Origin of the sequence: Pseudomonas sp. MPB23 (assembly GCF_046605395.1) — a bacterium.
In the GTDB taxonomy this organism is placed as follows: Bacteria; Pseudomonadota; Gammaproteobacteria; order Pseudomonadales; family Pseudomonadaceae; genus Aquipseudomonas.
Map to the genome: position 1 here is coordinate 790,939 of NZ_CP176771.1, position 14,925 is coordinate 805,863.

Below are 14,925 nucleotides of genomic sequence, written 5' to 3' on the forward strand. Positions count from 1 at the left end.
AAGGATACACACAATTATTTTGGCCTCGATAAGGGGTACATCAGAAGTGACTTAGAAACATCACTTAAATACTGATTAAACTGACAAAGCGAAGCAGATAAATCAACTAACCGTAGCTCAAATTCCTCGTCATGAGTTGAACCATTCTGGGGAACACAATTATTATCCGCACTGCGCGCATATAGAACACCATGTGCTCTTAATTCGGATTCTAGGTCACGAAGCAGAGCTACTACCTGTGAATTTTGATAAATTAAGCTCCGCTTAATCCCACATGCTTCAACAAGCTTTACTCTTGAAAGCCTAGTCATATCTGCTGAACCGTATTCCGCCCAGTCTCCCAAGCGACGTCGCTCTTCAACAAACGATTGGAAACGCTTCAGACCATTCACTGATTTCATGCCAAAATGATTGAGTCGAAATTTTCGCTGAATTGTATTTCTTCGAGCCGCGCAGCCGCACCTTTAATGGATAAAATATTCAATTCAAGAGCCGCACCATTGAACTGTTTTTCGGCCCTAGAGATACAGACATCAAGGCCTATACTAAATCGAACACAGTGCACAGGCACGTTAAATTCCTTCCTAATTCTAGAAATTAACAAACTCCGAATTGAAACTGTATCACTTGCTCCACTAACATATAAGGATACACCTGGAGTAGATGGCTTGTGGTTTTCAATCCAAGATGACTTGCCGCACATTGGAAGACCGAACATTATGTAGACTGTGGTAACAAGTGAAGATCGATTTTGATTAGATAACGAGTCCAGTTTCTCCAAAAAATTCAGAATGGCCTCAGATTCTGATACTGCATTAGGCACTTCCAAAATAATTTTTGAAGTAATAATTCCTGATACCGCAGGAGTTAATGATTCAGCAAGAGCCGCCTTGAGATCTGCACGCAAAATTGCGTTCTGATTCTTCTGATGAGTTAGCTCTTGAAGGACCTTAGCCTTCTCAACTTGCTTAGCTGGCTTTTCACTAGCCAACGCAAAGTAATATTGCACCCTCTCGATCAACTGATTATATGTGGTGTTAGCTCTCTCCCTTAGTAGGGATAACTGCTCCTCCAACTCTTTCAGTCGATGATGTATTTCTTGAGAGTTTTTGAGTGGTTGTTCGAAAACCACACTTGAATCCTCTACATCCCCCCCCGAATGAACTGTTCTTTTTATGACTTCCCTGACCTTCACCCAGTCAGGATCATGCTTTTGATTGATTGTTGCCCGAGCGACACCAGATAATTTAGCAACCTCCATCACGGATATTTTTTTTCGGCCGCCTCTGTGGAGCGCTGAAATAGTCCCATATACCCGGTTGAGCAGTTCTTGCTTAGCCATTCGCTACCTGCTTAAGGAAATTATGTGCCTCATCCCCTACAACCTCGTGAAGCCTCTTAAAAGCTTCAGCGATTCGTTTCTGCGAATACTCCTTCTGAGTCGCTCCACAGTACCTATGCTTAATCATATTATCGTGGAAAATTATCTCATTCTTTAATGATGGAACATTAGCCTCGACAAATGCAGCATATCTACAATTATATGGGTCACACGCAAACAAATTTGGATGAAGCCTCGACCCAGGGCTATCATTCTTAGCATCACAAGGTGACTCGCTGGTAAGTCCTGGCGTTCGCAAACAGATTGCAAGATTCGTTCTATGCAAAAGCTTCACACCTTCATCAAGCAAAGATGCGACATACTGACTTAAGCTTTCTTTCCCCGCGTTTTGCAATTTAGCCCTGAGTATTGGAGAAGAATTAGCAGTCTTGGCCAACCTTTTCCCGCCAATGCCCCCAATTTGACCAGAAATGACTCCTTGCAAAACTTCGACAAGAATCTCCGTATTTTCCTCAATCAAGGTAGCTTTGACTTCATCGTTCACGCCAGGTAAAGAAAGGATGTACTTTAGCGTCATTTTTAAGCTACGGTGAGAAAAAAGGCGTTTAATAATTTCTAGATTACGCGAGTCTTGATGAATTATATAAAGGGCTAGAGACTTCCGAAAACGATGTGGGTGTACTCTATATTGAATACCTAGGTTGCCTGCCACTCGATTGCAAGATCGCTCAATCCCAGTGGTCTGCGGAATGTTTCCAAAACTGAACTTTGGTATCTTGGCAAACAGATAGTCGTGCTTACCATAAGCACGAGCATCACGTCCCATTTCTACTACGACTTCAATTGCGTCCGCAGCAATTTTCGGAATAGGTATTGTTTTAATATCGCCCTGTGAAGAAATCGAAGTTTTGAAAACAGTATAAGTAAGCCAATATCCATCAGCCTTAAATGAAAGACAATCCACCTTAAGTCCAATGACCTCTGATCGACGCATGCCAGTCAGACAAAGAAGAAGTACGATACACGCATCTATCAGAGCTACAACGACGCTAATTACAGCTGCTTGATTTAAATACTGCCCCTCATCATTCTCATGCGTTCTTTCTTTGATTACTATTCCCCACCAGGGCATACCGTTATCTAGCAACTTTGGCTTATAATCCCTAAATCTTTCAACCCCCTCAACGGACGCCGTTGAAACACCAAAATTAATCGCGGCAAGCTTTTCGGGAGTCTCAAAAGCGCCTACTATCGTTGGTGCAAAGTTTTTATACAACCATAGGACATCAGCGCTATAGTTTTCAACAAATCCCACGCAGTATTTAAATATTTCTGCATAGTCATCGAGCGGAATTGGTTCGAAAGGTCGAGAGGACTCGTCGTATTCTCTTCTATATTTGGCGACAAGATCTTTAGTTACGTATGAATCGTATAGTGAGTACTCTGGCGGAAGCATACCCATCGATGACATGCCCTGCCAGAAGGACATTAAGTAACAGAACTCCCACTTAATTCCAGAGGTGGGAAGCGACTCTATATAGTGCTCCACACTCGACTTGGCCAAATCATTCACCGTCCTATAATCTGGTGAATTATCAGAACCTAAATATAGACCCTCGGCATGAAACAACCCGACAAGTCTTAATACTTTAGTTTTATCTGTCTCTAGAGATGTATAAGCATTAACACGACCATGAATTCCGAAATGCGGTACACGGTAAAATAGCAGCGCCCTAGCAATATTCACCCAATGTTCGTGCCCTACGCCACAAACATTCACACCATACATATTATCATAATCAAAATTGATTCGTATGGGGTATCCATAGGGTGAGGGGTAATCCCCAAAATCCCAAACCGGATCGCCGAAAGAGCTTCTAGGACTTACCCTAATATAACTCCACTCGCTCTTATCTATTTTTGAAAGATTGAGTATATTTACATTATCGAAAATGAGCCCAAGTGAAGAGTCGCCACTCAGAGCCTCATCATCTTCTTCAGCAGAGATAGGCTCTGACTCTTCCTCGTAATAACCCAGTCCACTTCTTATTTCTTCTAAAACTGCTTTTAATTGGTCACGTGTTGGAGTTGTCATGAGAGCCCTATCATTGTCAATGGCAGTGCATAGCAGTGATGTTTCGATTGATCTATTGCCTCCGCAATCTCAATCGGGTCCCCCCAGCCCTCTATAACCCCCTTCCACCCTAAATACTCAGCCCGATAGCTTTTCTCCCATTCTAAGGGATTTAACCGCTCCCTCAGACCGTCAAGGTCGGAAATTCTTCTTGCAATAAAAGGTAATGCTTCTTTGAAGATCACACACTGTGAGCATAACGGACAACGATTGAAGTAGTTGCACGGCGTATCCGTCCTAAGAAAACTTTCAGCGCCTGGCCAATCTGGTCGCCTTGAGTTTAGACAACTTGCAATGAATGTCTGACCTTCCGGAGAAAGCAACTGTATTACCGCATCTTCAGAAGAATTCAGCCTACCGACTAATGGTGCAACAACTGACCTTAGTTCTTCTTTGCTACCGCAACGTAGAGTGGCTTCACGCAGCTCAACCAAAGACACATCTGTAAGAAGATTTGCTGAGTAACTTCTAAAATCTTCTTCATGTTTTCTCTGAATCTTCCTTAGACGACCATTTAATATTTCTGCCGCCCCCCAGTCACTATCATAATGATTTACTGTGGTATCGAGATTCGAATGCCCCATCATTGCCGAAACCTCGTCAATATCTAAACCCTGTTCTCTCCGTCGAGTTTCATAGGTAGTTCGAAGACGTTTCGTTTCAATTCTGGGGGACTTGGTATCCGTATCCAATTTTATGCCGTGGCGAAGTAGAAACTCCGTTGAAGCGTGCCCAAAATTCGTAGTGGTTACGGGCGCGCATAAGCGACCAAACTTATTCCAAAGATTCTTCGAAATGACACACTGGAATAATTTACCCTTTAAATAATGAGGCGACGACAAATGCTTGGTTACTTCAGCGGCAACAAAGCGCAAGACCTGATACGCGCCAAACTTATCTCGCTTGTTTGATCTATGCATTTGGCTTTTGTCGGACCGTCCCTTGTACCCATAAATAATCACATAGTCATCATCCAGAAGGTCCTCCTCAATGTGGTCGTCTAGGTTATCGCTTATCGATACCACAACCTCAAAGTTCCAGCCCGTCTGCAACATCACGAAGAGAAAGAATGGGAATATAGTTCCCATTGTGAAAGCTACTCTGCTGAAGTATGCCATTTGACCTACTTCATAGGGTAGGTGCTCTGGCCCGACCCTCATATACATCAAGGCCGACCGTAATCTTTTTTCCAGCGTAGAATATTTTTTGTTTGTTCCGTGAGCGGTGTTTTTACTCCACTCAGAGGAAAAGAGATGTCCAGCTTCCTCGAAGCTCACTTGCATAGGCCAATCAGGATAAAGTCTTCCTACATTTGCAGTTGCAATTCGCCCAGATTCTTCTCGATCACAGCCATACACCATCCCCCGTTCACTGACCTCAGTACCAACTACAGGGCGACCTTTAGCCGCCAGTTCATGGGCGCGGGCTCGGTAAATGCCCAGAAACTTCTCTATACTTATTCCATTTTCCCGTATGTAATATTTAACATCTCCAGTGATGCGTATGACCCACTCAAACCCCTTAACATGTGTCGCCTTGATCGACCCATTGGATCTTTTGGCCTGCTCATTCATAACTAGATCAAACATCAAGTTTTCTAATGAAAGATCGTATTCCAGCATTGGTTGCCCGTCTTTCACTAGACCTTTGTAACTCTCCATCCACTTCATAATAAACTTAATATCAACCAGGCATCCCTCTACAAGCTTATTATGAATCTCCCTGCTATATCCTTCTGTTACTTGCTCGTTCATCGCCGGTCCAAGTGGCCATTGAAACTCTTTGCCGACCCAGCCCTGCCCTTTATATTTATTTTTCAACGAGATGAATATATTTTTTAATGCACCGTATCTTTTTCTATTTACGGTGCGGCCTGGATACGAACGAATTAAAAATGACCTAAAATTCATGCATACCTGCCCATCGACATCAGCAACACCTTTGACTGATTTATTGATCGGCTCAGCGCTATTTAGAAACAGCACAAACTCTTGGATTGAGTAATAGATGTCTTGATGGGATTGATACGTGATCAATCTTTTTGCGGCATGGAGCTGCGCACCTATGAGTAACTGCTGAACAATTAATTTATGGTGCGGATACTCATTGACAAAATCGGTGAAGTCACGGACGAAGTCCTTGGTGCCAGTGGTCTTGTTTCGGACAAGCAACCCTTGAGCTGAAACATCCACTTGTCCCCTTGCAGTGCTTCTTTTTTGGATTGCTTGGGGGGTGTTTTCTGGCAGCTTGCGCTGGAGGAGCGGTCGTTCACTCGACTCAAGGGCAGACTTGGAGAAGGGTTTGCGTGGCATCTGACCTCCAATTGGATTGGGTCTTTAGCCAGCAATATCAAGCATCACTAGACAGTCTGGCCATACATTTTTGTTTCGACGATAACATGCTCGCAGCCACGATACGGATTGATCGAGCGATCGAATGGCAGATCCGGCGAGTTGTTGCGGGTGATGATGGTCTTGGCCGTCTCGATGCGCACTTCGGTGCCCTGGGTCGGCGGCACTTCCTGGTACCAGCCGTCGTCCTCGACCACGCTGGCCGTGGGCGCAAAGCGGTTGTGCAGGTTGGTGGCCGTGCCCCGACCACGGGGCGGCAGCGGAGTAGACATGAAAGCGCCTCGATACTGTTTTTATATACAGTATCGGTACACCCAGTTTCTGACCAGTGCCGTTGGGCGGTCAGGTGCACGGGCTTATCCGCCGCTTGGCAACGAATAGATCAAGGATTCACGACTCTTTGACGAGCACCTCACGCCTCATTGACCTGGCCTGCGCGACGCTGGGCGCCATCAACCCATACACCCACCGGTCATTTCGCCCATGCTCAAGCATCATTGGTTTACAGCCCTCGGCCTGGCCCTTATGGCCCTGTGCACTTCGGCTTTTACCCAGGCCGATGACCTCGCCTCCATCCGCTCACCGGAATGGGCGCAACCCGTGGGCAACCGATACAACTTGTATCAGATGACCCCCACGCTCTATCGCAGCGCGTTGCCGGATAGCCATGCCACGACGCTGCTGGAAAACCTCAAGATCGGCACGGTCATCAATTTTCTGCCGGAGTCCGATACCCGCTGGCTCAAAACGCCTGGCATCCGTCAGGTTCAGTTGGTTTATCGCACCAATCACGTGGACGATTCCGACGTACTGGCGGCATTGAGGGTGATCAAGGAAGCCGAGGCCAGTGGCCCGGTGCTGATGCACTGCAAGCACGGCTCGGACCGCACGGGCTTGATGGCCGCGATGTACCGCGTGGTGGTTCAGGGATGGAGCAAAGAAGAGGCGCTGAACGAAATGACCTTGGGGGGCTTCGGTACCAGCAACGGCTTCAAGGACGGCATCCTCTACATGATGAGGGCCGATATCGACAAGTTGCGCACCGCCCTGGCGAATGGCGACTGCAGCACCAGCGCGTTTGCACTGTGCTCGATGAAGGATTGGATGAGTACAGCAGGCCGCCTCGACGTAAAACCCTAACGGTAGGAGCGAGCAAGCTCGCTCCTACCGGGGATGTTTTTGTCAGGTTTTTTTCAGCTTGGGGTTAGGAAAGAACTGCACCGACAGCACCTTCGGGTCCGGCACTTTGAGCGCCGAGGTATTGACCCGCGTGCCCAATTCCTTGGGCACCGATAAACCCTGGTCATTGAGCGTGTCGGTATAACCGCAGGCGACGCATTCACGGTGGGGCACGTTGTCCTCGGTCCACATCTTCAGTTTGTCCGGCTCGCTGCACGCCGGGCACACGGCCCCGGCGATAAATTGCTTTTTGCTGATCACGGGTATGTCACTCATGCTGCTGCGTCCTCACTCAGGCCGCTGTGGCGCAGGAGTGCGTCAATCGACGGCGCACGCCCGCGGAAATCGACAAACAACACCATCGGCGCCTGGGAACCGCCACGGGCCAGGATCGCCTCACGGAAGGCGCGGCCGGTGTCGGCATTGAGCACGCCGTCTTCTTCGAACTTGGAGAAGGCATCGGCCGACAGCACTTCGGCCCATTTGTAGCTGTAGTAACCCGCGGCATAACCGCCGGCGAAGATGTGCGCGAAGCTGTTGGGAAAACGGTTATACGCTGGCGGACGCATCACCGACACCTCGTCGCGCACGCTTTCGAGCACCTGCGCGACGCTACGGCCATCGCCATGGGTGGCATGCAGTTCAAAGTCGAACAACGAGAATTCCAGCTGGCGCACCATCATCAGGCCGGACTGGAAGTTCTTCGCCGCGAGCATTTTTTCCAGCAGGTCCTGGGGCAGCGGTTCGCCGGTTTCATAGTGGCCGGAGATCAGCGCCAGGCCTTCCGGCTCCCAGCACCAGTTCTCCATGAACTGGCTCGGCAACTCCACCGCATCCCAGGCCACGCCGTTGATGCCGGACACGCCGGCATGCTCGACGCGGGTCAGCAGGTGGTGCAGGCCGTGGCCGAATTCGTGGAACAGGGTGGTGACTTCGTCGTGGGTCAGCAGGGCAGGCTTGCCGCTGTCGGCCGGAGTGAAGTTGCACACCAGGTTGGCCACCGGGCTTTGCAGCACGCCGTCGAGGGTGCGGCGACGGTCGCGCGCGCCGTCCATCCAGGCGCCGCCACGCTTGTTGGCGCGGGCGTACAGGTCGAAGAAGAAGCGCCCGACGTGCTGGCCGTTTTCCTTGATTTCAAACAGGCGCCCGTCCGGGTGCCAGGTGTCGAAGCCTTTCTGCTCGGCGATCTCGATGCCGTAAAGACGCTGCACGATGGCGAACAGGCCGCCAAGCACCTTGTCGATCGGGAAGTAGGCGCGCAGGGCTTCCTGGGACACGCTGTAGCGCTGCTCACGCAGTTTTTCACCGTAGAAACCGCTGTCCCAGCTTTGCAGGTCGGCGCAGCCTTGTTCGGCGGCGTAGGCCTTGAGCTGTTGCAGGTCCTGGGCGGCGAACGGCTTGCTGCGCTTGGCCAGGTCACGCAGGAAACTCAGTACCTGGTCGCTGGAGTCGGCCATTTTCGTGGCCAGGCTCAATTCCGAGAAGGACGCATAGCCCAGCAGTTGGGCGAGTTCCTGACGCAGATCGAGGATCTGTTCCATGACCGGGCCGTTATCGTTCTGACCGGCATTCGGGCCTTGGTCCGACGCACGGGTGCAGTAGGCGGCATAGATTTCTTCGCGCAGGGCGCGGTCCTGGGCGTAGGTCATCACCGCGTAGTAGCTGGGAAATTCCAGGGTGATCAACCAACCGTCGAGGCCTTTGGCCTGGGCAGCGGCAGCCATTTGCGCCTTGGCCGAGTCGGTCAGGCCGGCGAGGGTGGCTTCATCGGTGACGTGTTTGGTCCAGGCCTGGGTCGCGTCCAGCAATTGGTTGGAGAACTTGCTGCCCAGCTCGGAGAGTTTGCTTTGCACTTCGGCGTAGCGTTTTTGCTGTTCGGGCGGCAGGTCGATACCCGACAGGCGGAAATCGCGCAGTGAGTGTTCCAGGATGGTTTTCTGCGCCACGTCGAAACCGGCGGCTTCCGGGCTGTTGGCCAGGGCTTCGAAGGCCTGGAACAGTTCGCGGTTCTGGCCCATCTCGGTGGAATAGGCGCTCAACGCCGGCAGGCATGCCTCGTAGGCTTCGCGCAGTTCGGCGCTGTTGCACACGGCATTGAGGTGGCTGACCGGGCTCCAGGCGGCGCCGAGGCGATCATTCAGTTCATCCATGGCGAGGACCAGACCGGCCCACGTCGGATTTTTCCCCTGGCTTTGCAGGATGCCTTCGATGGCGACACGGTTGTCGGCGAGGATCTGTTCGATGGCCGGCTGAACGTGCTCGGCACGGATCGCCGAGAACGGCGGCAGGTCGTAGGACTGCAGAAGCGGGTTGTTCGCGCTCACGGTGGGCACCTTGGCTGAAGAAACATGTAAGAACAAAGATGGGGCCATCTTAATTACAATCAACGTCCACCGCAGCTATCAGCAGAAGAGAGAGAGGCTATCGTGACCCTTCGCACCTATCAGAACCACACGCCGACCCTGGCCGCCGGGGCTTTTGTCGATATTTCGGCGGTGGTGATCGGCGATGTCGAAATCGGCGCCGACAGCTCGGTCTGGCCGCTGACCGTGATTCGCGGCGACATGCACCGCATCCGCATCGGTGCGCGCACCAGCGTGCAGGACGGCTGCGTGCTGCACATCACCCACGCAGGGCCCTTCAACCCGGACGGGTTCCCGCTGCTGATCGGCGATGACGTGACCATCGCCCACAAGGTCATGCTGCATGGCTGCACCGTGGGCAATCGCATCCTGATCGGCATGGGCAGCATCGTGATGGACGGCGCCGTGGTGGAAGATGACGTGATCATCGGCGCCGGTAGCCTGGTGCCGCCGGGCAAGAAACTCGAAAGCGGCTTTTTGTATGTGGGCAGTCCGGTTAAACAGATCCGCGAACTGACTGACAAGGAACGCGCGTTTTTCACCTACAGCGCCGCGAACTACGTGAAGCTCAAAGACCTGCACTTGGCGGAAGGATTCGACCAATGACTCAGAAATACCAAACGATCCTGTTCGACCTCGATGGCACCCTCACCGACCCACGCGAGGGCATTACCCGTTCGATCCAGTACGCCCTGGGCAAACTCGGTATCGACGAGCCGGACATCACCCGGCTCGAACACTTCATCGGCCCGCCGCTGTTGCAGGCATTCATGCAGTTCTATGGGTTCGACGAGGCCAAGGCCTGGGAGGCGGTGAATTTCTACCGCGAACGCTTCAAGGTCACCGGCCTGTACGAAAACCGCGTGTTCGACGGCGTGATGCCGCTGCTGGAAGACTTGAGCAGCCAGGGTCGCCAGCTATATGTCGCGACGTCCAAGCCCTGGGTGTTTGCCCGGGAGATCGCTCGGCATTTCGATTTTGCCCGGCATTTCAAGGTGATCTACGGCAGCGAACTGGATGGCACGCGCACCAATAAGGTCGAGCTGATTGCGCATTTGATCAGCGAAGAACGCCTGGACCCGGCCACCACCTTGATGATCGGCGACCGCAAGCATGACCTGATCGGCGCGCGCAGCAATGGCGTGGATTCAGCCGCGGTGGGCTACGGGTTTGGCAGTTTCGAGGAGTTGAACGCCGAGGCGCCGACCTGGCATTTTGCGACGTTGGAGGAGATGCATCAGGCGTTTTTGCAGCGGCCTTAAGGACGCTGCACCAACTGCCTCAACGCCGCTTTGCGCGGCCCCACAGGCAACTGCCCCATGCGCTCCACGGCCGCATAGAACCTCACCCAATCCTCACCCTCCTGCCGGAACAACGCCGCAAACGCTGGCACCCATTGGTCATACAGCCCGAACGGCAACAACCGCGCGTTGTTCATCGGCTGGTTGATCCAGGCGTCATAACGTTTGTCGCCGGCCCATTGGCTATCGCGCAACTGCCGGTAATCCTCGCGCAAACCCTCGAACTGCGCGGCTTTGGCCTGGCGCATCGCCTCGGCCGGCAACGGCTGGGCGTAGAGGGTTTCCAGCCGTTTGCGGGTATCGAGGATCAGGCGGGTAAATTGGTCGCGCTGGCGCAGCGTCGAGTCGCTCAGGGGTGCCAAGCCCCGAGCCGCGCGCCATTGGCGGGTGCCTTCCTGCTCGACGAAGGTGGCAAACGACTCGTTGAACGCCGTGTCATCCTTCACGTAGAAACGCTGGTGCGCCAGCTCATGAAAGATCAATGTCGCCAGACGCTCATCGCCCCAGTTCATCATCGAGTTCATGATCGGATCGTTGAACCAGCCCAGGGTGGAATAGGCCTCGACGCCACCGATCGAGACGTCCATGCCCCGTTGCCGCAACAGTGCCGCTTCACCCCGCGCCGCAGCCTGGCTGTAGTAGCCCCGGTAGGCCACACAGCCAGCGATGGGAAAGCAATGGTTTTCAGGCGACAGGGAAAATTCCTGCGTGGCGAAGACGTTCCAGACCACATAGGGCCGGCCGATATCAGCGTACAGACGGTAACTCAGGTTGTCGGGCAGGTGCAGGTGCTCACTGGCGAATGTCCGGGCTTTCTGCGCTTGCACCAGGTGGTCACGCAGCGGCTGCGGGCGCGCCGGGTCGGCGATGACCTCGGCCACTGGCTCCCGGGCCCGCAACAATTGCCACTGACCGCCGGCCAATTGGCTGTAATAACCGATGCTCGAACAACCGCTGAGCAGCACAACCACCCACACTGCAAGAAAACGCCTGACCATGCCGCGACTGCTCCTGGGTAATTGGCTCGCCAGACTATCCTGCCTGCGCGACGTTTTTCCACGGCGTGACGTGTTTATACTCAAACCTCTCGTTGTGTTGAGTGCCTGCCATGCGTCAGCTCTTGCTTACCATCACCGTGCTGTTTCTGAGCGCCTGTGCTTCCACCCCCCTCCCGCCGGTCGATCCGCAGCAGGCCTGGATCGATTTCGCCACGCCGACGCCGGGGGCCAAGCTGGTGATGGCCCAACGCCTGGACGGCAAGAATCTACCGGACGGACGCTTCTTCCAGATGCCACCGGGCAGTCACGAGTTGATGGTGCGCTTTGATTTCGAAGTGCCGACCGGCGGCAGCTTCAGCGGGTTTGGGCAAACGAGCGACCGTACCTGCTTCATCACGTTGCAGTACGACCATTTCCAGGCCGGCCAACGCTATCGCCTGGAAGGACGCTCATTGGGCTATACGCCGAATATCCGTTTGTATGACGCCGCCCGCCAATTGCTGGCCGAAGAACGCAGCGTGAACTGCCTCTGATCAGTCGTTGTTTTTCTGATAGATGACAGCTTTGGTGCCGTTTTCACAGGTGCCGACGACCATGGCGGCGTCGTGCTTGTCAGCTTCTTCCTTGCTGACGATCTCCAACGTGTAGGACGGTACCGCGTTAGCCTGGATTTTGACCTCGATCTCTTTCCTGAGCGCTTCGCAGTCTTTGGGCGCGGCCACAGCCGATGTGGCCAACACAGCGCAGATGATCGCCAAGGCAAAACGTTTCATGTGTGAAGCTCCCTGAATGCATGCGCACGGGTGTGCGTCTAAGGATGCATCGGCTATTCGAGCATACCTGCCCTTGTAGGAGCGAGCTTGCTCGCGAAAAACGTCAACGATAACGCGTATTTCCTGATGTAACGCGGTGTCCTTGGGTTCTTCGCGAGCAAGCTCGCGCCTACCATAGAGGTGAAGGGCAGTTAGTTAACGAGCGTGGCATCCAACGTGATGGTGGCATTCAGCACCTTGGACACCGGGCACCCTTCCTTGGCCTTCTTGCTCAGCTCATCGAACTGCGCCTGGCTCGCACCGGGGATCTTGGCCTTGAGAACCAAGTGCACGGCGGTGATCGCAAAGCCACCGTCGACCTGATCCAGAGTCACTTCGGCCTGGGTGTCGATGCTGTCAGCCTTGAGCCCGGCGTCGCCGAGAATCATGGAAAACGCCATGGAGAAACAGCCAGCGTGGGCCGCACCGATCAACTCTTCAGGGTTGGTGCCCTTGCCGCCCTCGAAACGGGCCTTGAAGCCGTAAGGCGCTTCGCGCAGCACGCCGGTTTCCGTGGAGATGGAACCCAGGCCAGTCTTCAGATCACCTTCCCAATGCGCGGATGCTTTTTTAACGATACTCATAGCAGTCTCCTCAAACGATGGTTTGCGTCAGTAACGGTTCTGAGGATAGAAGCTTTAGCAAAGTTCACTTGTAAGAGAAACCTAGCAATAAAGTAGGAAATTTCTCACGATCTATTGAATCTCGGGTATATGCCCTCATTGCATAGACCATGCACATGAAGCGGCAGGTTTTGGTTCGTCTAAAAAGCCTGCGCCCCCATTGGAGAAGCAGGCTTATGAAATCGCTGTCCGACGTAAAGTTCTCGACCCTCGACCTGGTGCCCGTGCGGGCCAACGGCAGCGTGGCGCAGTCGCTGCGCAATTCCCTGGACCTGGCCCAGCACGTGGAACAGTTCGGCTACCACCGTTTCTGGGTGGCCGAGCACCACAATATGGACGGCATCGCCAGCTCGGCCACCTCGGTCTTGCTGGGCTACCTGGCCGGCGGCACCTCGACGATTCGCGTCGGCTCCGGCGGTGTGATGCTGCCCAACCACGCGCCGTTGGTGATCGCCGAACAGTTCGGCACCCTGGAAAGCCTCTATCCCGGCCGGATCGACCTGGGCCTGGGCCGCGCGCCCGGTTCCGACCAGATGACCGCCCGCGCCCTGCGCCGCGAACGTTCCGGCAGCGCCGACGACTTCCCCGAAGACGTGGCCGAACTGATGGCCTACCTGGGCCCACGCACGCCGGACCAGCGCGTGATCGCCGTGCCGGGCAGTGGCACCCACGTACCGGTGTGGCTACTCGGTTCCAGCCTGTTCAGTGCGCAACTGGCCGGTGAACGCGGTTTGCCCTACGCCTTCGCCTCCCATTTCGCACCGCGCCTGATGCATGAAGCGATTCGCGTGTACCGCAACCACTTCAAGCCTTCGGCCGTACTCGACAAGCCCTACGTGATGCTCGGCATTCCCCTGGTAGCCGCCGATACCGACGAGCAGGCCGACTACCTGGCCACCTCGGTGTACCAACGCATTCTCGCGTTGATGCGTGGGCAAAGCCTGGTGCAACGCCCACCGGTGAACACCATGGACGGCCTGTGGCTGCCCCACGAAAAAGACGCGGTCGGCAGCTTCCTTGGCCTGGCCATGGTCGGCAGCCCTGCGAAAATCCGCGCCAAACTGGAGGTGCTGATCGAACAGACCGGCGCCGATGAGCTGATCTTTACCTGTGACCTGTACGAACATGCCGACCGGATTCATTCCTACGAGCTGCTGGCACAGTTGATGAGGGGCTAAACGCCAGGCGAAAAAAAACCGACGCACCCGCGTCGGTTTTTTTGCCTGAAACATGGGATCAACCGCGTTTGTAGACGATTTCCTTGGTGCCGCCGTCGCAGGTGCCTACCACTTTGGCGTCCGTCGAGGCGCCTTTATCCACCACTTCCAGCGAATAACCCGAAGCGCCTTTAGCGTCGATTTTTGCTGCAATTTCGCTTTTGAGCTCTTCACAAGGCTTGCCAGCCGCCAGGGCCGTGCCCGCCATGCTCAACAAACCTACCGCTAACAGGAACTTCTTCATCCGTCACTTTCCTTGCGCTGATCGAAAGAGCGTGCCAACGCAGCTCGCATCGGCACCCCATTGGTTGTAGCGCAGGTTATGGCAATCGGCCAGTCGGCAAGTTCAACCGGCGCGATCAACTACTGGCAATGCGGAACCCCACCTTGAGGGTGACCTGGAAGTGTGCAGCCTTGCCATCCTTGATGTGACCACGGGTTTCGGTCACCTCGAACCACTCCAGATGCTTGATGCTCTTACTGGCTTCAGCCAAGGCGTTGTTGATCGCCTCTTCGATGCTATTGGTGGACGAACCCACCAATTCGACTTTTTTGTAGGTGTGATGATCAGACATAAGGGTTTCTCCTGAGGGTCGTCAATAAAG

At 53.7% G+C, this 14,925-nt stretch carries 15 protein-coding genes and 1 pseudogene; 5 read left to right on the top strand and 11 right to left on the bottom strand.

Going from position 1 to position 14,925, the window contains the following annotated elements; genetic code table 11:
• Positions 1-397 precede the first annotated feature (397 nt).
• The 4 genes and pseudogenes from ACLH0J_RS03530 to ACLH0J_RS03545 form a co-directional block, all read right to left on the bottom strand.
• Positions 398-1,342, bottom strand: coding sequence for a hypothetical protein (locus ACLH0J_RS03530; RefSeq protein ID WP_058410472.1), 945 nt, complete (start codon positions 1,340-1,342; stop codon positions 398-400).
• Positions 1,335-3,437, bottom strand: a complete 2,103-nt coding sequence (locus tag ACLH0J_RS03535) for a tyrosine-type recombinase/integrase (RefSeq protein WP_033988177.1) — start codon at positions 3,435-3,437, stop codon at positions 1,335-1,337. The genes ACLH0J_RS03530 and ACLH0J_RS03535 overlap by 8 nt, the downstream gene beginning before the upstream one ends.
• Positions 3,434-5,788, bottom strand: coding sequence for a site-specific integrase (locus ACLH0J_RS03540; RefSeq protein ID WP_058410473.1), 2,355 nt, complete (start codon positions 5,786-5,788; stop codon positions 3,434-3,436). Before ACLH0J_RS03540 ends, ACLH0J_RS03535 begins: the two co-directional genes overlap by 4 nt.
• An 86-nt stretch (positions 5,789-5,874) precedes the next feature.
• Positions 5,875-6,099: pseudogene (locus ACLH0J_RS03545) on the bottom strand (radical SAM protein); the annotation flags it as partial.
• 211 nt (positions 6,100-6,310) lie between these two features.
• On the opposite strand from ACLH0J_RS03545, the gene ACLH0J_RS03550 reads away from it, so the two are divergent.
• Positions 6,311-6,967 carry a tyrosine-protein phosphatase gene (locus ACLH0J_RS03550; RefSeq protein WP_411390882.1) on the top strand — a complete coding sequence of 219 codons (657 nt, stop codon included), beginning with the start codon at positions 6,311-6,313 and terminating at the stop codon, positions 6,965-6,967.
• 42 nt (positions 6,968-7,009) lie between these two features.
• Here ACLH0J_RS03550 and ACLH0J_RS03555 read toward each other — a convergent pair whose 3' ends face one another.
• Both ACLH0J_RS03555 and prlC read right to left on the bottom strand, forming a co-directional pair.
• Complete coding sequence (locus ACLH0J_RS03555) at positions 7,010-7,282, bottom strand: YheV family putative zinc ribbon protein (RefSeq protein ID WP_411390883.1); 273 nt, start codon at positions 7,280-7,282, stop codon at positions 7,010-7,012.
• Complete coding sequence (prlC, locus tag ACLH0J_RS03560; protein ID WP_411390884.1) at positions 7,279-9,330, bottom strand: oligopeptidase A; 2,052 nt, start codon at positions 9,328-9,330, stop codon at positions 7,279-7,281. The genes ACLH0J_RS03555 and prlC overlap by 4 nt, the downstream gene beginning before the upstream one ends.
• Before the next feature lie 102 nt (positions 9,331-9,432).
• On the opposite strand from prlC, the gene ACLH0J_RS03565 reads away from it, so the two are divergent.
• Both ACLH0J_RS03565 and ACLH0J_RS03570 read left to right on the top strand, forming a co-directional pair.
• Entirely contained in the window at positions 9,433-9,975 is a 543-nt protein-coding gene (locus tag ACLH0J_RS03565; protein ID WP_411390885.1) for a gamma carbonic anhydrase family protein, read from the top strand.
• Positions 9,972-10,631, top strand: a complete 660-nt coding sequence (locus ACLH0J_RS03570; protein WP_411390886.1) for an HAD family hydrolase — start codon at positions 9,972-9,974, stop codon at positions 10,629-10,631. The genes ACLH0J_RS03565 and ACLH0J_RS03570 overlap by 4 nt, the downstream gene beginning before the upstream one ends.
• Here ACLH0J_RS03570 and ACLH0J_RS03575 read toward each other — a convergent pair.
• Complete coding sequence (locus tag ACLH0J_RS03575; RefSeq protein ID WP_411390887.1) at positions 10,628-11,668, bottom strand: aminopeptidase; 1,041 nt, start codon at positions 11,666-11,668, stop codon at positions 10,628-10,630. The genes ACLH0J_RS03570 and ACLH0J_RS03575 overlap by 4 nt on opposite strands.
• 110 nt (positions 11,669-11,778) lie before the next feature.
• Between ACLH0J_RS03575 and ACLH0J_RS03580 the strand changes: the two genes are divergently transcribed.
• A complete protein-coding gene (locus tag ACLH0J_RS03580; RefSeq protein ID WP_411390888.1) occupies positions 11,779-12,201 on the top strand; it encodes a hypothetical protein in 423 nt (140 codons plus the stop codon).
• Here ACLH0J_RS03580 and ACLH0J_RS03585 read toward each other — a convergent pair whose 3' ends face one another.
• The gene (locus ACLH0J_RS03585; protein ID WP_411390889.1) at positions 12,202-12,441 is read right to left on the bottom strand and encodes a DUF1161 domain-containing protein; all 240 of its coding nucleotides are present in this window, start codon (positions 12,439-12,441) and stop codon (positions 12,202-12,204) included. It abuts the gene before it with no gap.
• Positions 12,442-12,632: 191 nt separating this feature from the next.
• Entirely contained in the window at positions 12,633-13,064 is a 432-nt protein-coding gene (locus ACLH0J_RS03590) for an OsmC family protein (RefSeq protein WP_124434752.1), read from the bottom strand.
• A 215-nt stretch (positions 13,065-13,279) separates the two neighbouring features.
• Between ACLH0J_RS03590 and ACLH0J_RS03595 the strand changes: the two genes are divergently transcribed.
• The gene (locus tag ACLH0J_RS03595; protein ID WP_411390890.1) at positions 13,280-14,281 is read left to right on the top strand and encodes an LLM class flavin-dependent oxidoreductase; all 1,002 of its coding nucleotides are present in this window, start codon (positions 13,280-13,282) and stop codon (positions 14,279-14,281) included.
• A gap of 58 nt (positions 14,282-14,339) precedes the next feature.
• On the opposite strand, the gene ACLH0J_RS03600 is transcribed toward ACLH0J_RS03595, so the two are convergent.
• Positions 14,340-14,564 (bottom strand): DUF1161 domain-containing protein, encoded by a 225-nt coding sequence (locus tag ACLH0J_RS03600; RefSeq protein ID WP_411390891.1) that lies wholly within the window; start codon positions 14,562-14,564, stop codon positions 14,340-14,342.
• 115 nt (positions 14,565-14,679) lie between these two features.
• Entirely contained in the window at positions 14,680-14,895 is a 216-nt protein-coding gene (locus tag ACLH0J_RS03605) for a dodecin (RefSeq protein ID WP_411390892.1), read from the bottom strand.
• Between the last annotated feature and the right edge of the window lie 30 nt (positions 14,896-14,925).